Annotated in this window: 14 protein-coding genes; 6 read left to right on the forward strand and 8 right to left on the reverse strand. The window is 36.2% G+C overall.

The annotated features are described in order from the left end of the window. Window positions 1-182: 182 nt before the first annotated feature. From ABEB31_RS19270 to ABEB31_RS19305, 8 genes are all read right to left on the reverse strand, one after another. Window positions 183-1322 carry an exo-beta-N-acetylmuramidase NamZ family protein gene (locus ABEB31_RS19270; protein ID WP_347053292.1) on the reverse strand — a complete coding sequence of 380 codons (1140 nt, stop codon included), beginning with the start codon at window positions 1320-1322 and terminating at the stop codon, window positions 183-185. 492 nt (window positions 1323-1814) lie between these two features. Continuing rightward, window positions 1815-3119 carry a serine hydrolase domain-containing protein gene (locus ABEB31_RS19275; RefSeq protein WP_347053293.1) on the reverse strand — a complete coding sequence of 435 codons (1305 nt, stop codon included), beginning with the start codon at window positions 3117-3119 and terminating at the stop codon, window positions 1815-1817. A 4-nt stretch (window positions 3120-3123) separates the two neighbouring features. Next, window positions 3124-5628, reverse strand: a complete 2505-nt coding sequence (locus ABEB31_RS19280; RefSeq protein WP_347053294.1) for a beta-N-acetylhexosaminidase — start codon at window positions 5626-5628, stop codon at window positions 3124-3126. Between the two features lie 9 nt (window positions 5629-5637). Further along, complete coding sequence (locus ABEB31_RS19285; RefSeq protein ID WP_347053295.1) at window positions 5638-7119, reverse strand: glycoside hydrolase family 10-like protein; 1482 nt, start codon at window positions 7117-7119, stop codon at window positions 5638-5640. A 30-nt stretch (window positions 7120-7149) separates the two neighbouring features. Further along, window positions 7150-8988: an outer membrane protein assembly factor BamB family protein gene (locus ABEB31_RS19290; RefSeq protein WP_347053296.1), complete on the reverse strand. Its 1839-nt coding sequence runs from the start codon at window positions 8986-8988 to the stop codon at window positions 7150-7152. A 173-nt stretch (window positions 8989-9161) separates the two neighbouring features. After that, window positions 9162-9986: an alpha/beta hydrolase gene (locus tag ABEB31_RS19295; protein ID WP_347053297.1), complete on the reverse strand. Its 825-nt coding sequence runs from the start codon at window positions 9984-9986 to the stop codon at window positions 9162-9164. Between the two features lie 27 nt (window positions 9987-10013). Continuing rightward, complete coding sequence (locus ABEB31_RS19300) at window positions 10014-12929, reverse strand: FAD-binding and (Fe-S)-binding domain-containing protein (protein WP_347053298.1); 2916 nt, start codon at window positions 12927-12929, stop codon at window positions 10014-10016. 135 nt (window positions 12930-13064) lie between these two features. Then, window positions 13065-13814 (reverse strand): DeoR/GlpR family DNA-binding transcription regulator, encoded by a 750-nt coding sequence (locus ABEB31_RS19305; RefSeq protein WP_347053299.1) that lies wholly within the window; start codon window positions 13812-13814, stop codon window positions 13065-13067. Between the two features lie 249 nt (window positions 13815-14063). On the opposite strand from ABEB31_RS19305, the gene ABEB31_RS19310 reads away from it, so the two are divergent. From ABEB31_RS19310 to ABEB31_RS19335, 6 genes are all read left to right on the forward strand, one after another. Next, window positions 14064-17351 (forward strand): SusC/RagA family TonB-linked outer membrane protein, encoded by a 3288-nt coding sequence (locus tag ABEB31_RS19310; protein WP_347053300.1) that lies wholly within the window; start codon window positions 14064-14066, stop codon window positions 17349-17351. A 24-nt stretch (window positions 17352-17375) separates the two neighbouring features. Beyond that, window positions 17376-19109, forward strand: a complete 1734-nt coding sequence (locus ABEB31_RS19315) for a RagB/SusD family nutrient uptake outer membrane protein (protein WP_347053301.1) — start codon at window positions 17376-17378, stop codon at window positions 19107-19109. 209 nt (window positions 19110-19318) lie between these two features. Then, window positions 19319-20512 carry an exo-beta-N-acetylmuramidase NamZ family protein gene (locus ABEB31_RS19320; RefSeq protein ID WP_347053302.1) on the forward strand — a complete coding sequence of 398 codons (1194 nt, stop codon included), beginning with the start codon at window positions 19319-19321 and terminating at the stop codon, window positions 20510-20512. Window positions 20513-20778: 266 nt separating this feature from the next. After that, a complete protein-coding gene (gene murQ, locus ABEB31_RS19325) occupies window positions 20779-21600 on the forward strand; it encodes an N-acetylmuramic acid 6-phosphate etherase (RefSeq protein ID WP_347053303.1) in 822 nt (273 codons plus the stop codon). Between the two features lie 24 nt (window positions 21601-21624). Then, window positions 21625-23130 (forward strand): sodium:solute symporter, encoded by a 1506-nt coding sequence (locus ABEB31_RS19330; RefSeq protein WP_347053304.1) that lies wholly within the window; start codon window positions 21625-21627, stop codon window positions 23128-23130. Between the two features lie 72 nt (window positions 23131-23202). After that, window positions 23203-26202: a serine hydrolase domain-containing protein gene (locus tag ABEB31_RS19335; RefSeq protein ID WP_347053305.1), complete on the forward strand. Its 3000-nt coding sequence runs from the start codon at window positions 23203-23205 to the stop codon at window positions 26200-26202. The last annotated feature ends 181 nt before the right edge of the window (window positions 26203-26383 follow it).

The raw sequence follows: 26383 nt of genomic DNA on the forward strand, positions 1-26383 counted from the left end.
TGTTTTCAAAAGAAGAATTCTTATTATTTAGACGAAGCAAATATGAGACAGCGAATAGGTGAATCGGCTACACAGGAATTCCCAAAAATATTGACAATCTTTGTGGTTACGCATTTTATTTCCTTCAGTCGAAATGATAAACTATCTTAATTGTTTTTAAATATTCGGAAAATGAAATAATATTATTTATAGATCAAATACGGCATTCTCATTTTTTTAAATTTCATAATTCCTTCTTTCCAGCTTTTTCTAATTTCTTCTTCAGAAACTCCTGATTCTATTTGCTGTTGCAGTTTTTCATTTCCTGCTCTTATGGCAAATTTTCTTTTATCAAAAAACTTCGATTTATCGGCTGTTGTCTGATACGCTTTAATCAGCCATTTTATTTCCAGTTTATCAATTTTTGGAATTCCGGATAAATCCTCTCCATTGCACTCAATACCATTGTACAAAGGATCTTTATCTCCAAAGTTTGGTTTTGGGGTAAAGGCGAAATTGCTTTTTGGTAAATAAGGCGAACCATAAATTTGAAATTGTTTTTCGGTACCGCGTCCCATACTTACGTTGGTTCCTTCAAAAAGGCATAAACTCACATAAAGATTAATAGCCTGATCGTTGGGTAAATTCGGCGAAGGCCTTACCGGTAAACTATAACTCATTGTTCGGTTATAATTCAAACACGGAATTACCATCAATTTACATTGTATGCCGTCTTTCAGCCATTTTTGACCGTCTATCATTTTAGCTTCTTCACCGAGAGTCATTCCGTGCAACAAAGGAGTGGGATGCATACCGATGCCGCTTTTAAAAGCAATATCCAAAACGGGTCCGTCCACAATATGAATGTTCGGATTTGGGCGATCCAAAACGATTAAGGGCTTGTTGTTTTCTGCGCAAGCTTCCATAATTCTGTGCATGGTGGAAACGTAGGTATATAATCTCGTTCCGACATCCTGAAGATCAAAAACGATAATATCAATGTCTTTCAATTGCTCAGCAGTAGGTTTGTTGTTTTTGCCGTACAGCGAAGTAATCGATAATCCTGTTTTTGAATCTGTCTCGTCTGAAACATGTTCACCCGCATCAGCTGTTCCTCTAAAACCATGTTCGGGTGCAAAAATGGTTTTTATTTTTATCTTTTCTCTGACCAGAAAATCAACCAAATGGGTTTTCTCGTCGATTATTCCCGTTTGATTGGTTACAATACCGACGGTTTTCCCTTTTAATAAAGGAAGATACGCTTTGTAATTCTGTGCTCCGGTTTTTATCTGGGCAAATGAAACTGTGGTTATTAAGACACAAATTAGGATTAGTTTTTTCATAATGTTATGTTTTGTTTTGCCACGAATTGCGCTAATTTTCACTAATTTATAGCCACAGAATAATGGGATTAAATAAGCTTTGACAATTTTAACGCAGATTTTGCAGATTTAAGCAGATTGAAATTTGATTTTCTTTTAAATAATCTGTTTTGGATCTGCTTAAATCATTTTAAATCTGCGTGAAAAATTAGTCCAATTCGTAGTAAAAAGTTTTCTCGCAGATTTGGCAGATTGAGCAGATTTTAATTTGATTTTTCCTTAAATAATCTTCCTAAATCATTTTAAATGTGCATAAACAATTAGTGAAATTAGTGCAATTCGTGGCAAAAAAAATTTAACGCATATTTTGCAGATTCGAACAGGATTTAAATTGATTTCCTTTAAAAAATCTGTGCAAATCTGCTTAAATCATTTTAAATCTTCGTGCCAAAAAAGATACGTTAATTTTTTAGTTTGATACCTAACAGGTTTTTGAAACCTGTTAGGATAAAATCAATTATTTATTTGCTTCCAGATTTTTGGACACAAATCATCTTTGTACATCAACCGGTTGGTTCTGGTTGGGTTAACGCGATTGGTCAGCACAATTAAGAATTTTCCGTTGTCTGGATTCATAAAGAAAAAAGTTCCGGTGAATCCGGTGTGACCGAAATCATTTTCTTTATAAAACTCATCGGGTTTCCTTTTGTCGAAACCTATTCCCCGATAAATTCCTTGTTTTACTAATGGCGACCTTATAAATTCTTTGATCACTTTTGATTTTAAAACCTGCTTTCCATTATACTTTCCACCATTCAGCAACATTTGACAGATTACAGAAATAGATTGTGCATTGGCAAATAATCCGGCATTCCCCGAAACTCCGCCTAAAATTGCCGCAGCTTCATCGTGAACAAATCCGCGGATCGTATCTTTTCTAAAAAAAGGGTCGTATTCTGTCGGTGCCACATTTTCCAAAGAAGTCCATTTTAAAGGATTATAACCTATTTTCGAAATTCCAAGTTCGCTGTAAATTCCGTTTGCCAGCTGATCTAATTTTAAACCTGTTTTGGTTTCAATCATTTGCTGTGTAAGCAATAAATTTAAATCGCTGTACAAATATTTTCCTCTCGGATGCGTATTAGCTGCTGCTATTTTTTCATAAACCAATTTATAAAAATCCGGATTCAGCCAAATGTTTTTATAAACCTGAACATAATTGGCTTTGGGTTCAAAAGAAACATATTTGGGATCATAGATGATATTTTTATTGACGAACATCGTGTCAAAAAGTTCCTGATAATTTTCTGATTTGTCCTTACTCAAAAATGGCGAACCGTCTGGCGTCGACAATAAGGCCTGATAAAAAGTGATACTTGGCGTAAGTCCGGAAGTATGCGTGAGCATTTCGAAAAGAGTTAAATTGGCAATCGCTGTGTTTTTATACATCGAAACGACATCTCCTAATTTTTCATTCAGTTTTATTCTGTTTTCACCAACCAAACGCATTGTTACCAATGTCGCGCCTAAAATCTTAGACATCGAAGCCAGATCATAGACGTCTTCTGATTTTACCTTTTCTTTTTTGGAATAATCAAGAAATCCGCAATTTTTCGAAAGATAAATCGAGTCTTTATTTCCAACAATAACCTGAGCGCCGGGAAAAAATCCTTTCTCTAACGCATTATTCATTATCGAATCGATGAAAATTTCATTTCTGTCCGAATCCAACTTTTTATTGGATTGTCCAAAAGACTGAAATGCTATTCCGAAAGTAATTCCAAAAACAATCGCAATTTTAAATAGTATCTTTTTCATCTTATTACGGATTAATTCTTAAATCCTGAGCTGCCATTAAAAGCTCATTATTGGTTCCGGTTATTTTAATTCTCACGGCTTTTACGGCTTTTTTCGGGTAAATTGAGGCATTTCCGTAATCGAAAATTTCCCCTTTTTCAAAATCAGTTCCGTTAAACGAATATTCCACATAACCATCATTAACAATAAATCTGGGATGATGTGGAATTCCGGTTAAAACTTCAATTTTTGATGATACTACAGGATTTGTAAAAGTGTACAAAATCCAGTCGCCGTCTTTGCACGCCACATCGGTTCTCAAATACGTTTCGATATTATAATCTTCTAAATTCGAAATTGGAAATTTAGGATTTTCTGCCATCGAAGAAGTTACTTTTACTTCCGGCTCCAAATATGAGGAACAATTGAAATTTGCTTTCGCGGAAGATTCTTTTACTTCTTTATTTTCAACCACAAATTCCAGGCGATACGTATTTTTTTCGTTATAATTTTCGATCACAAATCGAAGACGGGGTTTAGATTTTAACGTTTTTTCTTCAGAATAAGTCTGAAGCAGTTTATCATTTTCAAACAAAGAAACAGCTTTAATCATTCCGTTTGCAGCTTCGTCTTTTTCGGGTGTAAAAGTCAAATACCAAATTCCTTTTTTATCAATATGTTCCGAAATATTCTCAGAAATTGTCAGGGATTCTGCTTTAGAAGTATTCCAAACCGCAACAGGAAGTTTTTCTACTTTTACTGACGGACTTGCCGAGTTTTGATCAAAAAAAGTTCGAAACTGATATTGCTCGTAATTCTTCGTCTGAATCGGATTTGTATAAATTGGCGATTGTCTTGTCGGTTCCTTTCCCTGCGCATCATAGCGCACAATTGCTCCCGCATAAGGAGCAGTTACTGTGATGGTTCCGTTTTTATAAATTGCCGTTGGCGGAAAATCTCTAAACGCAATTCCCATATTCGCCAGACGCTGCAGGTGACTGTTGGTCAATCTTGCGTAAAAATCATCCCAGTTTTTATCTTTTTTCTGAGACCATCCAATTTCAGAAAGCGCGCAAATTCTCGGGTAACTCTGGTATTCCATAATTCTTGCCGGACGATCCAGATATTCACTCCACAAAGCGCCTTGCACGCCTCTAATTCTTTTCTGTTCGTCTGGAGTTAAATCATTATTGGGAATTGGCTCGAAAGAATACGCTCTTTTCGTATCTGTAATAGCAGCCCAGCGATGGCCTCGTTCGTTTTCAGACTGCGCCATATCGTAATACGTATATTGTCCCGGCATCATGATGGTCGAAAAACCTTTTTTTGCCGATTCGATTCCGTATGAGATTCCCTGCCACGCAAAGATTTCTGTATTCTTACTAATTTCGCCGCCTTTCAGAATTTCGTTCCAGCCACCGGTTTTCTTATTATACTTAGCTACGATTTTTTCTACCCTTCTAAAAAAATAATTCTGCAGCTGATAGGTATCTGTAAACCCTTCTTTTTGCATCAAAGCTCTGCATTTTGGGCAATGTTCCCAATTGGCGCGGTTGACCTCATCGCCGGCCACGTGAATATATTCGAAAGGAAAAAGTCCGGCAAATTCTTTAATAATCAAATCTAAAATTTCGTAATTCTCTTCTCTTCCCACACACCAGACATTTTTTACTTCTCCCTGAACACTTTTGGTTTCCTGCTCTGTAACGCAGCCCACTTCAGGATATGCAGCCGTTACAGCGCGGGAATGTCCGGGAATTTCAATTTCCGGCATGATAGAAATACCTCTTTCGAGAGCATAATCGACAACTTCTTTAATATCTTCCTGCGTATAAAAGCCTCCATATCGCTGATTTCCTGAACCATAAGATGGCAGTAACACTTCGCCTGGTCCTCGCCACGCTCCTTTTGCAGTTAAATCCGGCATTGCTTTTATTTCTACACGCCAACCGTTATCATCGGTAAGATGCCAATGAAAAATATTCATTTTATGAGCAGCCAGCCAGTCAATGTAATTTTTTACAGTTGGTTTGTCAAAAAATTGTCGGGAACAATCGAGCATCATACCACGCCAGTCAAAACGTGGATAATCTTCTATTTTTACAAACGGGATTGTGCCTTTTTTCACTTCTTTCGCAGAACAAATTTGCAATAAAGTCTGGTAACCATTTAAAACTCCTTTTGAAGTTTTTCCTTTTATAATGACACCTTTTTTGGTAACACTCAATTTGTAACCTTCATTGGGAAGATTTAATTTTTCATCAACCAAAAATAAAATGGCGTTCTTTTGGGTTGTAATTCCAAAAGAAACAATCGGGTTGGTATGGGTGTTTTTTGAAAATCCGCTTTTTATATAATCTGCACTTTTTTTAATTTTTTCATCCACAATAATATTTACTGTCGACGGAATTACAAAAGCGCCTTCTTTCTGTTTTACTTTTACAGGTTTCGGAATAATATCGAGTTTCTGCGCTTGTAAAACTGAAAACGAACTCAGGAAAATGGCAAATAAATAAATGTACTTTTTCATTACTATATTTTATTTTACCAAAAATTCTGCGGGAGAACTTTCGGTTTGGGTTTGGCTTAAAGCCGAAATAGCGTACGTATATTTATTGAAATCAGGATTTGGTACTTCTAACTTTGTTAAAGTGGTCACATAATATATATTTTCTCCGCTCGAGAAATCGGTAATTTTACCTTTTGGAAATCTGTAAATCACGTATTTTTTATCGTTCAGGGCAGCTTTCCAGCTTAAAATTCCTCTGTCTCCCTTTTGGACAGCAACAGCATTTGTCGGTGTCTGCGGACTTATTCTTGTAATCCTGTTGGCCTCGGGTGTCAGCGCAATGTATTTATATTGTTTTTCGATTAATGGTTTTCTCAATGTATCTCCTTTTTTCAGAAAATTAGAAGCCGTAAAATGCATTGATCCGTCGATTAAAGGCATTTTTCGAATCATTTCAATTTGTTTTACAATTTGATCGGGACTTCTCCATTCCGGTTCTTTTGCGGTATTTGATATTTTATAATCTCCATGACCAACATACACATTTGCGCCAAATTTGTGCGCTGCCCACCAATTTGCCAAAACTTCAAAATTAGCCCTGTCAAATCCAATATGCCAGTACAATTGTGGTGTTACATAATCGATCCAGTTCTCTTTTTGCCATTTTATAATATCGGCATACAAATCGTCATAATTGGTTTGCCCCGCTACAGTATTAGATCCATCTAAATCTTTGGCTTTGTTTCGCCAAACTCCAAACGGCGAAATTCCGAATTCTACTTCCGGTTTATTGGCGATTATAGTATCGCGTATCTGTTTGATGATCAAATCGACATTATCCCTTCTCCAATTGTCTTTATCCTTAAACTGACGCGGTTCTTTCGCGAAAGCTTCTTCATCGGGAAATTCCTGCCCGGTAATTTTATAAGGATAAAAATAATCGTCCATGTGGATGGCCTGAATATCATAATTGCGAACAATTTCTCCCACTACAGAAGATACAAAATCTCTGGTTTTCTGATATCCGGGATTAAAATACCGGCTTTTTCCGTAGGTCACAAACAACTTTGGCTTTTTAAAAAACAAATGTGATTTTGCCAGAACATCTCTAACAGTATCTTTTTGTACCCGGTACGGATTAAGCCACACATGCACATTCATTCCTCTTTTTCCGGCTTCATCTATCATTAACTGCAAAGGATCAAATCCCGGCGCAACTCCCTGCGTCCCAGTGATCCAGTGCGAAGCAGGCTCTTTTGTCGATTTGTAATAAGCATCCGCCGTTGGACGAATCTGAAAAACAACCGTGTTCAGATTGTTAGAACGAAGATTGTCGAGAATGGCAATCATTTCGGTTTTCATTTCTTTATCTGACAATCCGGGTTTTGATGGCCAGTCGATATTTTCTACGGTTGAAATCCATGCGGCCCTCATTTCTCTTTTTGGAGAATGCTGACTGAACATCTGGTTATGAAACAGCAACAGAAGTAATAAAATTTTTATACTTTTCATATTGTTTTGATTAGTTAATATCGTAAAAAGTTAGTTTAATTTGTAAATTCCGCCTTCAATCAGAGAAGTCCATACTTGTCCATTTGTGTCAATAGAAAATCCGTTTACGCTTGAAGTTCCTAAAACAAGCTGCTTGATTATTTCAAATTTTGCAGCATCAACAATGATTACTTCTCCTTTTCGGCTTCCTATATAAATTTTATTGTTTTTTTGTAAAATCGGAGCAGGATTATGATCGTAATCAATTTTCAGATCCAAAACTTTACTCTGACTAATTAAATTTTCTTCGGTTAATTCTAAATCATCAGATAAAGGGAGCCTCAAGAGTTCGCCATTCATTGTTTTGGCATAAAACCATTTTCCGTCATCGCTTGTTCCCATCGATTCTCTTACTTTCCATTTTGATGTTCTTAAAAGCGTTTTCCCAGTTTCAATGTCCAAAATGGTCAGAAACCTTTCAGGAGAAACCAGATACAATCTTTTTTGAGAAGCCGCCACATTAACATTTCCCGGAGAATATAAAATTTGTTTTTCATTACCGTTATTCCACTGCCAGATTAGCTCTCCTGTTTTTTTATCCAGACAATAAACATAACTGTCCCATACACCGAAAATTATTTTATCACCCTGAATAAGCGGTGTTCCCTGAGAATACGATTTAGGCAGTTTATTTTCCCAAAGTAATTTTCCGGTAGCCGCATCGATGCAAACAAATGCAGCAGAACTCTCTGTATACACTTTATTATTTTCTACAATTGGCGAACCCACAGCTACACCTCCAACGGCAGTACTCCATTTTTGCTTTCCAGATTGGGTGTCAAATCCTAAAATAGTGCCTTCAATTGTACCTGCAATCAGATTGTTTTTAACAACAACAGGAGAAAAATAAAGCGCATTTCCTGTCTCGATTTTCCAGTTGGCAGTTTTGTTTTTTAAAGCAACAGACTGTATTTCGCCAAGCGAATTGGTGAAATAAAGATTCTTTTTATCAAACGCAGGAACGCTGTAAAGAGACGCGACATCTTTTATAAAAACCGGAAATGGAGTATTTGAATTTTCTTTAGGAATTTCAATTTTAGATGGATTAGAAGAAACTGAAAATCTGAAAACACCAGGTTTATCGAGTTCTTTCTGATAAATTCTGATACTGTCATTGCTCACAATTACCTGATTGTAACTTTTTGTTTTTCCGTCACGCGAAGTAATAGAAGCTCCCATTATGCCACTTAAACCTGAAAAGTCGTATTTCTTTAAAGTATGTCCATGACCGCAGAAACTCGCCACCGTTGGATATTTCTCCAGAACAGAAAGTACTTCTTTATAATTGCTTACGCTATTGTCTAATGGATAATGAGCAAAATTAAGAACTTTTTTGTGACTGTTTTTTAAACTGTCTTTTAAGGTTTTATCCAGCCAAAGCACATCTTCATGTTTTACAAATCCGTCGCCCATTTTCATATAAGGACCACAAGGAAAACCGATGAAAATATAGTCTCCCTTTGAGAAAACAAAACGGTCACTTCCCCATATTTTTTTGTACGTCAGACCGGCACTTTCGCTCCAGTTTGTTTCATGATTTCCTGAAATTACATAATAAGGCTTTTTTAGGTTTGATAGTATCGAATGCACTTGTTTCAACTCATCATCTGCACCGCGATTAGTCAGATCTCCGGTAACGACAACAAACTCGAAATCTGAATTATTGATCTCTTTTACAATGTCTTGAAGTAAAAAATCATTTTCATTCCCGACAGAAACATGCAAATCAGTGAGTTGAACAAATTTTATTACGGTTGATTTTTCATTATTTTGAGAAAAACCAGTTGCAATAAAAAAAAGCGTTAATATTTTTAAATAGAAATATTTCATAGATATTGTATTTTTTGTAAATAGATTTTTAAATGAAATTAGGCAGGCTCATTTCATTTATTTCTAAAAAATGGCGTGTAAAAAAGACCTAACAGGCTTTAGAAAACCTGTTAGGATAACCAACCAAAATAATGTAAAGCTAACTTGTGTGGTAATTAGCACTACATATCTTTTTATATTTTTGCTTTTTGACTGAAAAAATTACTAAAAAACAAAAGCTGGAAGTTTAGTGCATTTTCCCAATAGCTAAGATTATGTTCTCCGGGACGTTCGATGTAATCGTGATTTATTTTCCTGGTCAGCATTTTTGCGTGCAGATCTCTGTTTACATTCATAAAAAAGTCATCCACACCACAATCAATAATCATTTTTAAACTATTATTGGGCAATAAATCAAGCATATTGACTACCGTATTTTTGTCCCAGTTTTCAGGAAATTCGGTTATGGTGCCGAGACGTTTTTTGATATCCCAATTATCAGGAAACGGACGAAAATCGACACCACCGCTCATACTTCCTGCTGCGCCAAAAATATCCTGATGTTTTATAGACAGATACAAAGCACCGTGTCCGCCCATGCTCAGGCCCGAAATAGCGCGGCCATCACAACTTGTAATTGTTTTATAATTTTTATCGATGTACGGAACCAGTTCTGCCGTAACATAGGTTTCGTATTTATACGTCGGATCAATTGGGCTGTCAAAATACCAGCTGGAATAATTTCCGTCTACGCCGATAACAATAAAATCATACAGATCGACCTGTTTTTTTAATTCTTTAAAATCTTTGGCCCAGGACGCATAATTACCGCTATAACCATGAAGAAGATATACTACCGGAAATTTTTTACTGCTTTTTTTATAACTGTCCGGAAGCATTACACATGTTTTGATGTTTTTTTTCATCGAAGCGCTAAAAACCTGAACAGTATCAACCTGTGCCGCTTTTGCAGAAAATAATGTTGCTAGAAAAAATAATAAATAGATTGCTTTCTTCATTTTATTGTTGCTTTTTTGTTTCAGTACTTATTTCAAACATGCTCTTAAAATACTCACCGGATGCTGCGCTTTTCTGCTGGTACCGTCAAAAATCTGATGGCGGCAACTAGTTCCGGCAGCGGCAATTTCGGTGGAAGATTCTGTTTTTCTGATTTTGGGAAATAAAGTGTCCTCTCCCATTTTCATACTAATATCATAATGCTCTTTTTCATATCCAAATGAGCCAGCCATACCACAGCAACCTGAATTGTAAATACTTACCAAATTATTCTTTGGCAAATTAAGCATTGCAAATGATGCTTCGACACTACTCAGTGATTTCTGATGACAATGCCCGTGAATTTTTATGCTTTTTGCTTCATTTGAAAATTGACCGGAATGAATTTTTTCTTTTGCTATTTCTCTTTTAAAGAATTCCTCAACTGTAAAAGTATTTTTTGCTATTTTTTCGGCACTCTTTTTATCTTCCGCCAGACGGATATATTCATCCCTAAAAGTCAATATTGCTGATGGTTCCAATCCGATTAAAGGTATGTCGTCAGAAATAAGATTCTTAAATATACTGATATTTTTATTTGTAGCCTGTTGCGCTTCCTCCAGAAATCCTTTCGATATAAAAGCCCTTCCACTTTCTTCATGTTCGGTTACTAACACTTCATAACCTAATGCCGTTAATAATTCGTAAGCATCTATTCCCACATTCACGTCGTAATAATTCGTAAATTCATCACAGAAAAGATACAATTTTCCATTCTTAAAAGAATTATTGTCCGCGCTTTTTCTATTTTTTTTATACCATTTTCTAAAGGTAGTTTTCGCTAATAATGGCACTTGTCTTTGAGGTGCAATTCCCATCATTTTTTTTACGAAGGGAAGATTTGCTGTAAAATTTGTTACTGCAGGCGTAATACTGCCGACTTTATTAACCTTGTTATTAAAAGCAAATATTTTGTTACGGACAGAAAATCCATTTGCTTTTTGATACTGATATAAAAATTCTGATTTTAAAGTTGCAATATCGACATTACTCGGACACTCGCTGGCGCAGGCTTTACAGCTTACACACAACTCAAATACTTTGTAAAGTTCTTCGTGATCAAATTTGTTTTCTTTCTCAGAATGCGTCAAATATTCTCTCAATGCATTAGCCCTCGCACGTGTGGTATCTTTTTCGTCGCGTGTTGCCCGATAACTGGGACATAAAGTTCCTCCGGCCGATGGTAACCTTCTGCAATCTCCAGAACCGTTGCATTTTTCTGCTGCACGCAAAACTCCCAGACTATCAGAGAAATCCTGGATTGTTTTAATATCCGGTTCGATCCTTCCTGCTTCCACCCGGAGATTTTCATCCATTTTATAAGCGTTAACAATTTTCCCCGCATTTAAAGTAGTCTGCGGATCAAAAGCAGCTTTTATTCTTTTTAATAAATTATAGTTTTTTTCACCAATCATAAAAGGTAAAAATTCACCACGGACTATTCCGTCGCCGTGTTCACCACTTAATGAACCCCGGTATTTTTTAACTAAAACGGCCACTTCTGTAGCGATATTTCTAAACTGGTGTAATCCTTCTTTTGTTTTTAAATTCAATACGGGGCGCAAATGCAATTCTCCTGCTCCTGCGTGCGCGTAGTAAATCGCACTTTGTCCGTGACTGGCCATCATAGCGGCAAAATCGGCTATAAAATTAGGAAGGTCGCTCAATTCTACGGCAGTGTCTTCAATTGAATCGGCCGCTTTATCATCCCCGACAATACTTCCTAAAAGCCCCAATCCCGCTCTTCGGACTTCGTTTACCTTGGCAATATCATCTCCATAAATCTTTGGTAAGGCATAACCGAAATTATTTTCCTGCAAATCTTTAACCAAAGCGTCGGCCTGTATCTCCGCATCTTCCATACTGATATACGAACCCACTTCCAGCATAATTACAGCTTTTGGTTCACCTTGTATAAAAAATCTGTTTTTAGCCTGTTCCCGGTTTGTCTTGGTACAATCCAGAATAGTGTCGTCCATCATTTCACAAGTGTATAAATGATGACGCATTGCGATTACAACCGCTTCTAAACTTTCCTGAATGGTATGAAAATGCGCCACAACCATCACCGAATTTTTCGGTGGTAAATTGTCTGCTTTTAAAGTAATTTCTGTGGTAAAAGCGAGTGTTCCTTCACTTCCGCAAAGCAGCTTTCCTAAATTTATGGTAGATTCTGTACCCGAAAATAATTCCGATTTTAATAAAACATCAATTGCATAACCCGTGTTTCGACGGTGAATTTCGGGTTTTGGAAATTCTCTTATAATCTCTTCCTGATTGTCCTTATTAGAAAGTTCTTCGTAAATTGTTTTATAAATTTTACTCTCCAAAGAATCGCCTTTTGTTTTTTCTAAAAATTCTTCTGACGAAAGATCCTTAAACACAGCGAGGCTTCCATCGCTTAAAACGGCTTTTATTTCGATGATCTTATCTCTGGTTACGCCGTAGCGGATAGAGGTGGTTCCCGAAGAGTTATTTCCCACCATTCCGCCAATCATACATCTGTTGGTTGTTGAAGTATTAGGGCCGAAAAACAAACCGTGAGGCTGCAAAAACAAATTGAGTTCATCGCGAATAACGCCCGGTTGCACGGTTACTGTTTTTTTCTCCGGATCAAATGCAACGATTTTGGTAAAATGTTTTGAAACGTCTACAATTATACCGTTACCAACAGTCTGACCTGCCAGAGAAGTTCCTGCAGTTCTTGGAGTAATAGAAATGTTATTTTCTGAGGCAAAACGAATTATCTTAATAATATCCTCTACAGATTTTGGGATTGCTACGGCTTCGGGAATAATCCGGTACGCAGATGCATCTGTAGCATATAATTTTTTATGAAGTTCATCATAAAGTAAATCTCCTTCTAATGATTCTGATAATTGCTGTAATGGAAGAAAATTGGACATTGGTTGGTTTGGTTGTTACTATTCGGTTTAACAAATATAAACAAAAAACCATGCCATTTCATTATTTTGCGTTATTTAACAAAATAAAATTTAAAAAACGCAAAAAAACGCAATCTGTTTTCAGAATTAGTGTCTTTATAAAACAAAAACACCTGTTTTTCGATATTCTTCCAGTCTTGCATCCTGCGGATCTAATTCGGTAACAATTGTATCAAGTTGTCCAAGATCGCACACTGCGTGAGGCATTTTGGTATTTAATTTATTGGATGAAAACATAGAAACAACTTTATCAGAAGCTTCAATCATTGCTTTTTTAACTATAGACACTTCATAACCAATTTCTGTAAGTCCTTGTTTTATACTAATGCTGCTTGCTCCAATAAAACAAATATCAGCCTTAATTTTAGATACAACCTGAATAACATCCATACCAATAGTTACCATTGCATTTTTTTGCATTTTTCCACCTATAAAAATTAAATCAATATTGGGATGTTGGGACAATTGCATGGCTATTGGTAAACTGTACGTATATATAGTAGCTTTTAAATCGGAAGGAATAAGCTTTGCAAAAACGAGATTTGTACTTCCGCCACTCATTATAATTACCTGGTCGTCATGAAGTAAGGATAAGGCTTTTGATACAATTTTTTTCTTTTCTTCTTCCTGATTAATCGGAATCTGAAACACATCTGCAGATTTTTCCACAAATTTTACAGCCCCGCCATATACCTTCTCCAGCAGCTTTTTACTGTCTAATTCATTCAAATCCCTTCTGATAGTATCTTCTGACAAATCGAGAGCCAATGCTAAATCTGTTGTAACAACTTTTTGGTCTTCATATAATTTAGTCATTATAAATTTATGTCTCTCGGCTTTCAGCATTTTTTTTAAAGATTTAAAATTCAGAGCAAATATATCAAATAATTCAATTAAATATTATCCATTATATCAATAACCGCAACTGTTGGCAATATCAATTCTTACAAATAGATTTTCTACATAAAATAATAAGTAAATTTGCGTTATTTTGCATTATTTAAGTTAAAAATTAAAAAAACACGACAAAAGTCGCATTTGTATGCAATAAATAAATATATTTGCTTAACAACCATTTAAAAAAACCAAATAATCATGAAAAAATTACTCCTTATTTCATTGTTGGTTTTGTTCATTCAATCAACCTTTGGACAAACAAAGACAATTACCGGAACCGTAAAAAACAAAACAGATGGTTTTCCCCTTCCCGGAGTTAGTGTCCTAATTCAGGGAACTTCAAACGGTACAACCACCGATTTTGATGGAAACTACACTATTAGTGTTGCTCCGGGACGAAGCCTGGCTTTTAGTTATATGGGATTTGAAACTACTATCGTAAAAGTAGATGCCCAACAAAAAATCAATGTCGATCTTGCAGAAAGCACTTCAAAACTGGACGAAGTGGTTATTGTGGGATTCTCTTCTCAGAAAAAAACCAACTTAACGGGTGCTGTAGCTAATATAGATGTTGCCAAAACAATTGGAAGCAGACCATTAACAGATGTTAGTAAAGCCTTACAGGGAACCACTCCTGGTGTAAACGTGGCTTTTAACTCTGGAAATATCAACCGTGCCGCCAGTATTAATATTCGTGGTGCAGGGACTATCAATGGTTCCGATGCTCCATTAATATTAGTTGATGGTGTTCCCACAGACTTATCCCTTATCAACCCAAATGACATTGCTACGATGTCGGTACTTAAAGATGCGGCTTCGGCTTCTATTTATGGTGCGCGTGCAGCATTTGGTGTTGTTTTGATTACCACTAAAGGTGGAAAAACAGGAGAAGGACAGGTAAGATTCTCTTATAGTGCCAATACAGCCTTTACAAATCCGATTTCTACCTTGAAATTTTTAGATCCAACGGATGAAATTCCTGGCCTAATTGCCGCGGGAACCAGAACTGACGGTTCTGTACCGGAAGTTTTTGGTATGAATTACAATACTTTACTGGACGGAATTAAAAACTGGAAAGAAAAATACGCTAACAATCGTACCAGTCGCGAAATGGTTTATGGGGAAGATTGGGAAATTAAAAATGGTACTCCTTATTTTTACAGAGTTTGGGATGCGAATAAAGAATTGTACGCAAGTAATGCAGTACAGACAACTCACAACCTTTCTGCACAAGGAAATCTGGGAGAAAAAAGTTCTTTCTTTGCTTCTTTCGGACTTACAAATCAGGATGGTATGTTACGCGTAAATCAGGAAAAAAGACAAAGAATCAATATTAATTTAGGATTTACGACAAAACTGGCGGATTGGCTTACAGGAGATTTCAAAGTAATGACTATTAACAGTCAGTACGACCAGCCATTCAATTACTACGGAGGTTCGGGAACTGATGATACCTCTTACGGAGGATATTTTGGATATGCGCTTCGCTGGGGACAATACTTCCCAAACTTCGGAACATACCGAGGATATAATTTCCGTACTGCCGGAGGATATTTGTCTAATGCTTCAAGAAACGAAAACAACAGAAGAAATACGCGATTAAGTGCCAGATTTACTGCAGATATTACAAAAGATCTTAACTTAATAGCTGAAGTAAGCAGTGTAAATGACTTTTATAACAGAAAACAAAATGGTGGTAAATTTTTGGCTTGGGACAGCTGGTCTGCAATGCCTTATGACGCTACTACGATTCAAACTGCAACTCCGGCAACTCTGGAAGCAGGAAATGATTACGTTGCACAATCAAAAGCTGAATCTACTACCAATGTGGTAAACATCTATGGTAATTATAAGAAACAATTAGGAAACCACAACTTCAAATTCTTAGGTGGTTTTAACTCAGAATGGCAGGATTTCTCCCGTAATTACGCAAGAAGAAATACGTTATTAGACAAATCTAAACCGGAATTTAATCTTGCGGTGGGTGAACAATTTGTTTCAGGATCAGTAAATACTTCATTAAATCCGGCTGAGACTACTTATTCTATTGCAGGTTTCTTTGCCCGCGTAAATTATGACTATAACGGAATTTATCTGTTAGAATTAAACGGACGTTATGATGGTTCTTCCAAATTTCCAACCAGCGAACAATGGGGATTCTTCCCTTCTGCCTCTGTAGGATATAAAATTTCTAATGAGAAATTCATGGAAGGAACACGTGACTGGTTGAGCGATCTTAAACTTCGTGCTTCTATTGGTTCTATAGGAAATCAAAACGTCGGAAATAATGCTTTCTTGTCTATCCTGAATGCCACGAACCCTTCATGGATTAATAGTGGCACTACCTTACCTCCTTCTAGTGGTTTACCAACAAATGTCGATCCTTCCTTAACCTGGGAGAAAGTATATACTAAAGATGTTGGTATTGATATCAGAATATTCGACATGCTGGGTGCTTCTTTTGATTGGTACCAGCGCGATACTAAAGGAATGCTGGCTCCGGGTATAACACTTCCGGGATCGTTTGGACAGAATGGTGCTCAGACTAACTCAGGAAATATGAGAACAAGGGGATGGGAATTAGCTTTAAATTTCAATAAAAATTTAGGCAAAAATGCTTCCGTATTCGTAGATCTTGCTTTGTCTGATTATAAATCAGTAATTACAAAATGGAATAATACATCTAAATTATTAAATGTTGTAACCACTACCAATTCTCCTTACTATGATGGGTTTGAAATTGGGCAGATCTGGGGTTTAACCAGCGACAGATTACTACAGGCAGACGACGTTATTACCAATAATGGTAAAACAGTTAATGGTGTAGATTACTCTAAAACCATGGGTGGTAACTTTAAATATGGCGCGGGTGATGTACATTATGTTGATTTAGACGGAGACGGAGCAATAACCCGTGGAGCCGGGACCGCAGATGATCATGGAGATTTGCGTAAAATTGGAAATTCAACGCCACGTTATAAATACGGAATTACATTAGGTGGTAAACTACACGGATTCGATATTTCAGCTTTCTTTCAAGGGGTAGGAAAACGCGATTACTGGGCTTCTTCTGATGCTGTTTTACCTTTCTACCGCGCACCTCAGCAAATGTATGAGAACCAGTCAGATTACTGGACTCCCAAAAATACCGGTGCTTACTGGCCAAATCCATATTATGGTAACGAAGCAAATACCTTGGGTTCAGGAACTACTGGTCAGAATAACTTTGTTACATCAACACGATATTTATTAGACATGTCTTATTTCCGTCTAAAAAACTTTACTCTTGGATATAATTTACCAACCAACATTGTAAAAAAAGCAGGATTAGAAAAAGTAAGATTATATACTTCGGGAGAAAATTTATTGACCTGGAAAGACAAACGTCTTCCTGTAGATCCTGAAATTGACGAAGCAGAAGTTTTCTGGGGAAGAGCTTATCCTTATACCAAAACATGGTCTGTTGGAGTTGATTTATCTTTCTAATACTAACAATTCAAAACTTTTAAAATGAAAAAATCAATTATAAAATCTAAGTTCCTGCAGTTGTTTGCTGTAGCTTTAGTAGGAATGAATGCTGTTAGTTGTTCTGATTACCTGACAGATGATCCGGCTGACAAATTTACCAATGATAACTTCTGGCAGACAGAAGACAATGTAAAAACATTCTCCTGGCTTAACTATGATACCTTTTATGGTTACGGAAACGGTACTACAATCGGATTGTCTTCTTTCTATTACCATGGTTCTGATTACAAGGTAGACGACAACCTTGCTGCCTTTACCTTTTACCAAATGCCCATAACGGCTGCTACGACAAATGTATATTCATGGAATGAGTACTATACGCTCATTCGTCGTTGCAACTTAATGCTGGAAAAAGTACCCACTGTAAGCATGCCACAAGAGAAAAAGAACCATTACATGGGAGTTGCAAAATTTTTCAGAGGGTATACTTATTTCCGTTTAGCACAAAAATTGGGTGATGTTCCCTATAATGACAAATTTTTAGCTCAGAATGATGCCGAAGTATACGCTCCTGCATTGCCAAGAGCACAGGTTATCGATAAAGCGATCGCAGATTTAGAAGAGGCAGCGAATTTAATGCTTGTTGCAGATGATAAAAACGTAACTGTAAACAAATATACAGCGTATGCTGCTTTGAGTAACGTTTGTATATACGAAGGAACGTACCGAAAATATCATTTAGGACAAGATGGAAGTGCCTATTTAAACAAAGCTAAAACCGCTTCTTTGGCTGTTATGAACAATCCTGCTTATAAATTAAACGCAGATTGGAAATCACTTTACAATTCGGTTGAATTATTAGGAAATACCGAAGTGATATTGGCAAAACGTTACTTAACAAACGTGTTGATGCATTCACTTCAAAACTATACTAATACCTCAACGATTCAGTACGGATTAACAAAATGGGCAGCAGACAGTTATGTTACTACAAACGGATTGCCAATTCAGCAGCCTGGAAACAGCCAATTTACTGGTGATGACACTCCTGCAAAAACTTTTGCTAACAGAGATCCCCGTTTTGCAAAAACTGTAAATCCGGCAAACTATGGTTACAAAGGAAAACCTTACGGTACTGCAGCTTTAGTCTCTATGTCCGGATATATTTTTGAATTGTACAACAACCCTGCAACAACAGGTCCGGATGTTACAACCGGGGGAAGAAATTATACCGATGCACCTATTTTTACATTAAGTGAAGTATATTTAAATTATGCTGAAGCCTGTGCAGAATTGGGTACTGCAACAAACAGCGATCTTGATTTATCTATTAATAAAGTACGTGCACGTGCCGGAATTGCGCCTCTGACAACAGACGGAACCAATGCCTCTGCGGGAGGTGTTCAAATTAATGATCCCAGAAGAACTTCTTCTTTAGAGGCAATTTCAGGAGTTGTAAATCCGTTAATTTGGGAAGTTCGACGTGAACGTCAGATTGAATTTATGAGCTGGACCACATTAAGACAGGCAGATATCTACCGTTGGAAAAAAGGAGATTATCTGGATACAAATAAAAACCCTGATGTAAATCTTGGAGCCAGAATTGGAACTCCTGTAGGTTCTCAAACTGTGGTTGATGGTAATGGATATGTAAAAATCTATCCTGCCAGCGCAAGAAATTTTGAGCCAAAACATTACTTAATGAATATCCCGACAAACGATATTGATTTGTACAAAGCTCAGGGTGTAGAGTTAAAACAAAACCCGGGCTGGTAATTCTAATAACAAATTACCATCCTAATTTTAAGCTGCCTCTGTAAAATAATTTTCAGAGGTAGTTTAAAATATTACTTACTCCGAATAGAAAAAAATATTTTTCTACACTACTCCACTTCATCACAATCAAAAAACATCAGATAGTAATCAAATAATAATCTAATTTTATGTAGTTTTTATTTGTGTTCTAACTACTAAAGTATTTCAAAATGATAAAATTTATCGCTAAAAGTCTTTTTTGTTTAAGTTCTTTAATTTGTACTTATTCGTATGCAAATGAAAACATTATAAGCCATGAGACTTCAGAAACAACAGTTTCGGCTATTAAGACAGGAGCTGATAATTATGAAAAATACTTACCATTACTTAAGAATAAAAAAGTTGGAATTGTAACCAATCAAACCGGAATTTTATCCAATAAAACCCATGTGGTAGACTTTTTACTGGAGAAAAAAATTGCACTACAGACCATATTTGCTCCCGAACACGGTTTTAGAGGAACAGCAGATGCAGGTGAACATATCGTAGACGGAAAAGACTCAAAAACCGGACTGCCGATTATTTCACTTTACGGAGACAATAAAAAACCTAAAGCGGCGCAACTGGCCAATATAGAAGTCATGATTTTTGATCTTCAGGATGTCGGTGCACGTTTTTACACCTATATTTCTTCACTGCATTATGTAATGGAAGCCTGTGCAGAAAATAATATTCCGCTTATCGTTTTTGACAGGCCAAATCCAAACGGAAGTATTGTGGACGGACCTTTATTAGAAAAGGAATTCACCAGTTTTGTCGGCATGCACCCCGTTCCGTTATTACACGGAATGACAATTGGCGAATACGCCCAAATGGTAAATGGAGAAAAATGGCTGAAAGACGGAATTAAATGCAATTTAACTATAATTCCATGTTCGGATTATAAAAGAGAAATGGCTTATAGTTTACCCGTAAAACCTTCACCCAATTTACCAAATGACCAATCGATAAACTTATACGCGAGTTTATGCTTTTTTGAAGGAACAAATGTTAGCATGGGGCGCGGAACCGAAAAACAATTTCAGATTTATGGTTCACCTTATTTGAAAAAGACAGGTTTCAGTTTCACTCCTAAACCTAATTTTGGTGCAAAAGATCCAGTTTATAACGGAAGAGAATGTTTTGGCGAAGATTTAACTGCTTATCCGAAACTCAAACAATTAGAAATTAAATGGCTCATTAAAGCCTATCAAAATACCAGCGATAAAACGAAATTTTTTAATGGCTTTTTTACCAAACTGGCCGGAACTAAAAAGCTACAACAGCAAATTGAATCGGGAGTTTCTGAAAAAGAAATCCGCGAAAGCTGGAAAAAAGATTTAGAAACTTTTAAAGCAATGAGAAAACAGTATCTGATTTATTAAATTCTGTCTTGTATAAGCTGTTTGAAATAAAGCAGATTTATTTGTTTAACCATAGCTGAACGTTTTCAGCTTTGTCAAAGTTTAAAACTTTGACAAAGCTTTGCCGAAGAAGCCGGCAACTGTTCTGTGCATTAATGCAAATGAAATGCCTTTTTCCACGTTCTAAAAACTATGTCTCTATGTGTTAAAAAAAAACATCCAACCAAAAAAATATCAAAATTGTAATATCCCAATATTTACCATTTACAAATCAAAAAAAAAGAAAGATGAATAATAAAAATCCTGAAACAGAACAAGAATCTTTGTACAAAGACTTGGACCAAATGACCGTGAAAGAGCTGCTAACCAGCATTAATACAGAAGATAAAAAAGTACCGCATATTATAGAAGAACAAATTCCGAAAATTGAAAAACTGGTAAAAGCCATTGTAAAAAAAATGCAATTGGGCGGACGTTTATTCTACATCGGAGCCGGAACTTCGGGGCGTATCGGAATTTTGGATGCTTCTGAATGCCCGCCTACTTTTGGGGTTCCTCATGACATGATTATCGGAATTATTGCCGGCGGTGATACAGCAATCCGCAAAGCAGTTGAAAATGCAGAAGACGATACGGAACAAGCATGGAAAGATTTAGCTAAATTTGAAATTTCGAGTTTAGATTTCATTATCGGAATCGCTGCTTCAGGAAACACTCCTTATGTTTTAGGCGCTTTGAAAAAAGCAAAAGAACATAATATTAAAACGGGAAGCATTTCCTGCATCAGCAACGGATTAATCGCTCAGGAAGCAGATTATCCTATTGAAGTGATCGTTGGACCTGAATTTCTTACCGGAAGCACGAGAATGAAAGCCGGAACAGCGCAAAAACTGACCCTGAATATGATTTCAACATCGGTAATGATCAAGCTAGGAAAAGTAAAAGGCAACAAAATGGTTGATATGCAGCTGTCTAACGAAAAATTAGTAAAACGCGCCATCAAAATGATCATGGAAGAACTGGAAATTGAACATGATCTGGCTCAGGATTTATTGCATCAACATAAAAGCGTACGTGCTGTTTTATTAGCTCACACAGTCAAAAAATAACCTAAATTCTAAACCAAAACCATAATGTCTTCTACTACAATTCTCATTTTCATCTTTGTTTATTTTGGACTTTTACTTTTTATCTCAAACGTAATCAGTAAAAAAGGACAGGACAACGATTCTTTTTTCAAAGCAAATAAAAATTCAAAATGGTATTTGGTTGCTTTTGGTATGATTGGAACTGCGCTTTCGGGCGTAACTTTTATCTCGGTTCCAGGAGAAGTGGGTTCACCAAACGGAGAACAGTTCAAATATTTTCAGTTTGTTCTAGGAAACGCTATCGGTTTTATTATCATTGCAAAAGTGCTGCTGCCTCTTTATTACAGAATGAATCTTACATCGATTTACAGTTATATCGAGCAACGTATGGGAGTTAGAAGTTATAAAACCGCAGCATCGATTTTCTTAGTCAGCAGAACCATCAGTTCAGCATTCAGACTGTATCTGGTTGTCATTGTATTGCAGCGTTATGTGTTTAATGATTTCAATATTCCATTTCCTGTAACAGTGCTTTTGGCTTTGGCTTTGATATTTTTATACACTTTTAGAAGCGGTTTAAAAACAATTATTATTACAGATACCTTACAAACATTTTTTTTGGTCAGTTCTGTTTTTATCACCATTTATTTTGTTTGCGACAGTTTAAATTTAACCGTTCTGGAATCCGTTTCAACGATTCAGAAAAGCAATTATTCTAAAATATTTTTCTTCGATGACTTTTTTACGAGCAAGTACCACTTTGTAAAACAAATTTTAGGAGGAATGTTTGTCACCATTGCAATGACAGGGCTCGATCAGGATTTAATGCAGAAAAACCTAAGCTGTAAAAATATTGGCGAAGCACAAAAAAACATGTTTACGTTTACCGGAATTTTCGTTTTAATCAACATTATCTTTTTAAGTTTAGGTGCATTATTATATATTTATGCCTCCAAAAATAATGTTGAAATTCCGTTAGATTTAACAACGGGAAAGCCAAGAACCGATTTACTTTTTCCGGAAATCGCTTTAAATCATCTTTCCATTGTGCCGGCATTTTTTTTCCTTTTAGGAATTATCGCCGCCACTTTTGCCACAACAGATTCTGCTTTAACAGCTTTAACAACTTCATTTTGTGTCGATTTTTTGGGAATGGATAAAGCAGAAAATCTCGATAACAACAAAAATGTAAAAATCAGACATTGGGTGCATTTTGCCTTTTCAATTTTACTTTTTCTGGTTATTATTGTTTTAAATTCCTTTAATGATGCATCAGTTGTGGCTTTAATATTTAGAGCGGCATCTTATACTTACGGACCATTATTAGGATTATACGCTTTTGGATTGTTACAGAAATCAAGATTGGTAAACGATAAACTGATTCCGCTTATTTGTGTTATTTCACCAATTTTAACGTATTTCTTAAGCGAACACTCAGCGCAATTATTTGGTTATACTTTTGATAACGAATTAATTATCGTAAACGGATTATTTACTTACATCGGAATTTATTTTACCAGCAGACATTCCAGCGAAAGAATCTCTTTTTAATTCCACAAAACATAAAATAGCCATACAAATCTAAAATTTGATTTGGGAATTATATGGCGCAAAAATTATTTCATGAAAAATGCTCTTATCAAAATAGGCCTTTTTACTGCGGTTCTTTTTTTAATCGTCAATTGCGGCGTTTCTAAAAAAAGCAAAACCACAGTTGAAACGGCCACACCAGTTTCAACAGAAAATAATGAAGTTTATACCGCCAAAGCCAAATCAGAAAGAAAACCTTTTTTAAAAGATTGTGATGCCGAAACTCGTTGGACAGACAGTATTTATTCTCAAATGAATCTGGATGAAAAACTGGGACAATTGTTTTTTGCGAATGCGTACTCTAATAAAGATTCTGTGCATGAAAATAAAGTACGGGAACTGGTTTCGAAATATAAAGTGGGCGGTATCATTTTCTTTCAGGGTGGTCCGGTACGTCAGGCGAAACTGACTAATGATTATCAGGCAAAAGCCAAAGTTCCGTTATTCATAGGTCTCGATGCAGAATGGGGACTTGCCATGCGTTTAGACTCGACATACCGTTATCCCTGGAACATGACTTTGGGTGCGATTGACGATTTAGCTTTGCTGGAAAAAGTCGGCAGAAACATGGGAATGGAATGCAAAAGAATGGGAATCCATTTTAATTTTGCACCAGTTTTAGATATTAATACCAATCCGCTGAATCCCATCATTGGAAATCGCTCTTTCGGCGAAAGCAAAACCAATGTAGCAAATAAAGCGGCTGCAGTAATGAAAGGTATTCAGAGTCAGGGCGTTTTGTGTACGGGAAAACACTTTCCGGGTCATGGAGATACCGCCACAGATTCTCATAAAACACTTCCAACCGTTTTACTTTCAAAAGAACAAATCGATCAGGTCGATTTATATCCTTATAAACAGCTTTTTGATGAAGGTCTGGCTTCTGTAATGGTGGCGCACTTAAATATTCCGTCGTTAGAACCAACACAAAACATTCCGTCTTCTGCTTCTTATGCTATTGTCACAGAATTACTTCAAAAACAAATGGGCTTTGAAGGCTTAATTTTTACCGATGGTTTAGGTATGAAAGGCGCAAGCGATTTTAAACCCGTTGGAGATTTAGAATTAGCTGTTTTATTAGCCGGAAATGATATTTTCTTATGCCCGGATGATGTTCCGAAAGCTTTAGAAAAACTAAAAATCTTTTATGCAAACGGACAGATTACAGAAGAACGTCTGGCACATTCTGTAAAAAAGATATTGCATTATAAATACAAAGCGGGTTTAAATAAATATCAGGCTATTGATTTAAAGAATTTAAAAGAAGATTTAAACAGTCCGGACAAAGACGCACTTCATTATACTTTATATGAAAATGCAGTGACAATTCTTAAAAATGAAAAAGAAATTCTTCCTATAAAAGATCTGACAAAAAAGATCGCTTATGTGAAAATGGGCGAAGATACCAACAGTGATTTCATTACCACTTTAAAAAAATATACCGAAATTACAGAACTTTCCAACACCAATGTAGATTCTTTAAATACCGAATTAAAGAAATTTGATCTGGTAATTTTAAGTTATCACAAAGTGAATAAAGCCTGGGAGAAACATGATTTTACTTCAGACGAATTGTTTTTTCTGAATAAAATTGCGGAGAAAAACAAGGTGATTCTGGACATTTTTGCAAAACCGTATTCTCTGCTCGCAATTACCAATTTCGATGCTATTGAAGGATTGGTTGTTTCGTATCAAAACGCTCCGATTTCTCAAATTGTTTCTGCCGAAATTCTATTTGGTGCCAAAGGCGCAAAAGGCAAATTACCGGTTTCTATAAATGATAATTTCAAAGTAAACGACGGATTAACAACCGAAAAAAAAGATCGTCTGGCTTTTCAAATGCCGGAAAACGTCGGAATGAGTTCTGCCGTGCTTTCTAAAATTGATGCTATTGCACAAAAAGCAATCGAAGGGAAAATGGCACCCGGGATGCAGGTTTTGGTTGCCAGAAAAGGCAATGTTGTTTTTCAGAAATCGTACGGATATCATACTTATAATAATGATGTAAAAGTCTCCAATACCGATTTATACGATGTTGCTTCGATTTCAAAGATGATTTCGACTTTGCCTAATGTAATGCAATTGTACGATAAACAAAAAGTGACTTTAGAAACTAAATTAGGATCAATGTTGCCTTTGTTTTCAAAATCAAATAAAACAGATATTACGTTTAAAGATTTGCTCAATCATTATGCAGGATTAATTGCGTGGAGTCCGTTTTATAAATCGACTCTGGATGCAAAAGGTTTTCCGTCTGCGGAATATTATCGTAAAATTCCGGAGAAAAATTTCACTACGAAAGTGGCTGATAGTCTTTTCATCAGAAATGATTATCACGACACCATCATGAAATTTATTGCCGATTCTCCTGTTTCGCTAAAAAAGGAATACAAATACAGCGATTTTACTTTTATCATTTTAAAAGAATATTTAGAAAGAGTTACGCATAAAAAATTAGAAGATTTAAGTCAGGAAAAATTCTTTAATTCTCTGGGAATGAATTACACCACGTACAATCCGTTGTTGAGATTTGATAAAAATGAAATTGCCCCAACTGAAATTGATACCTATTTCAGACATCAGCTCATTCAGGGTTACGTCCACGATATGGCGGCCGCCATGGAAGGCGGAGTTGCAGGTCACGCTGGAGTTTTTTCGAATGCAATGGATGTCGCCAAAATGATGCAGCTGTTTCTTCAAAAAGGAAATTATGGTGGCGAACAATACTTTTCTTCAGCAACATTTGATACTTTCAACACTTGTTTTTACTGCGCTCAGGGCGTAGAAAGAGGTTTAGGTTTTGATAAGCGATTAGGAAAAGATGGACCGACTTGTCAATGCGCCTCGGCTTCTAGTTTTGGACACACTGGGTTTACCGGCAATATGGTGTGGGTAGATCCGGCTAACGAAACAGTCTATGTGTTTTTATCGAACAGAACCTATCCGGAAGTTGGTGAAGAAGGAAATAAACTGGCGAAAGAGAAAATTCGGGAAGATATTCAGAAAATAATTTATGAATCTATAACGAAGTAAATCGTTGTGTATAATTGGGAATAATTATATTTAACACATAGAAACATAGATTTTATTTCACGCAGAAAAGATTATAAAAGAGAAACTCGTATCTCACACATAGTCTAACGTGAGCATCCTTGTCAAAGTTTAAAACTTTGACAAAGCTTTCGCAAAGAGTCACAACGTCTATGTTTGTTTA

It is taken from the genome of Flavobacterium olei (genome assembly GCF_039749035.1).
Lineage (GTDB): Bacteria > Bacteroidota > Bacteroidia > Flavobacteriales > Flavobacteriaceae > Flavobacterium > Flavobacterium olei.

Excerpts from the sequence above, each read along its gene's own strand:
- ABEB31_RS19270 (WP_347053292.1), bottom strand. The coding sequence starts at position 1,322 with ATGAAAAAACTAATCCTAATTTGTGTCTTAATAACCACAGTTTCATTT.
- ABEB31_RS19275 (WP_347053293.1), bottom strand. The coding sequence starts at position 3,119 with ATGAAAAAGATACTATTTAAAATTGCGATTGTTTTTGGAATTACTTTC.
- ABEB31_RS19280 (WP_347053294.1), bottom strand. The coding sequence starts at position 5,628 with ATGAAAAAGTACATTTATTTATTTGCCATTTTCCTGAGTTCGTTTTCA.
- ABEB31_RS19285 (WP_347053295.1), bottom strand. The coding sequence starts at position 7,119 with ATGAAAAGTATAAAAATTTTATTACTTCTGTTGCTGTTTCATAACCAG.
- ABEB31_RS19290 (WP_347053296.1), bottom strand. The coding sequence starts at position 8,988 with ATGAAATATTTCTATTTAAAAATATTAACGCTTTTTTTTATTGCAACT.
- ABEB31_RS19295 (WP_347053297.1), bottom strand. The coding sequence starts at position 9,986 with ATGAAGAAAGCAATCTATTTATTATTTTTTCTAGCAACATTATTTTCT.
- ABEB31_RS19300 (WP_347053298.1), bottom strand. The coding sequence starts at position 12,929 with ATGTCCAATTTTCTTCCATTACAGCAATTATCAGAATCATTAGAAGGA.
- ABEB31_RS19305 (WP_347053299.1), bottom strand. The coding sequence starts at position 13,814 with ATGCTGAAAGCCGAGAGACATAAATTTATAATGACTAAATTATATGAA.
- ABEB31_RS19310 (WP_347053300.1), top strand. The coding sequence starts at position 14,064 with ATGAAAAAATTACTCCTTATTTCATTGTTGGTTTTGTTCATTCAATCA.
- ABEB31_RS19315 (WP_347053301.1), top strand. The coding sequence starts at position 17,376 with ATGAAAAAATCAATTATAAAATCTAAGTTCCTGCAGTTGTTTGCTGTA.
- ABEB31_RS19320 (WP_347053302.1), top strand. The coding sequence starts at position 19,319 with ATGATAAAATTTATCGCTAAAAGTCTTTTTTGTTTAAGTTCTTTAATT.
- murQ (WP_347053303.1), top strand. The coding sequence starts at position 20,779 with ATGAATAATAAAAATCCTGAAACAGAACAAGAATCTTTGTACAAAGAC.
- ABEB31_RS19330 (WP_347053304.1), top strand. The coding sequence starts at position 21,625 with ATGTCTTCTACTACAATTCTCATTTTCATCTTTGTTTATTTTGGACTT.
- ABEB31_RS19335 (WP_347053305.1), top strand. The coding sequence starts at position 23,203 with ATGAAAAATGCTCTTATCAAAATAGGCCTTTTTACTGCGGTTCTTTTT.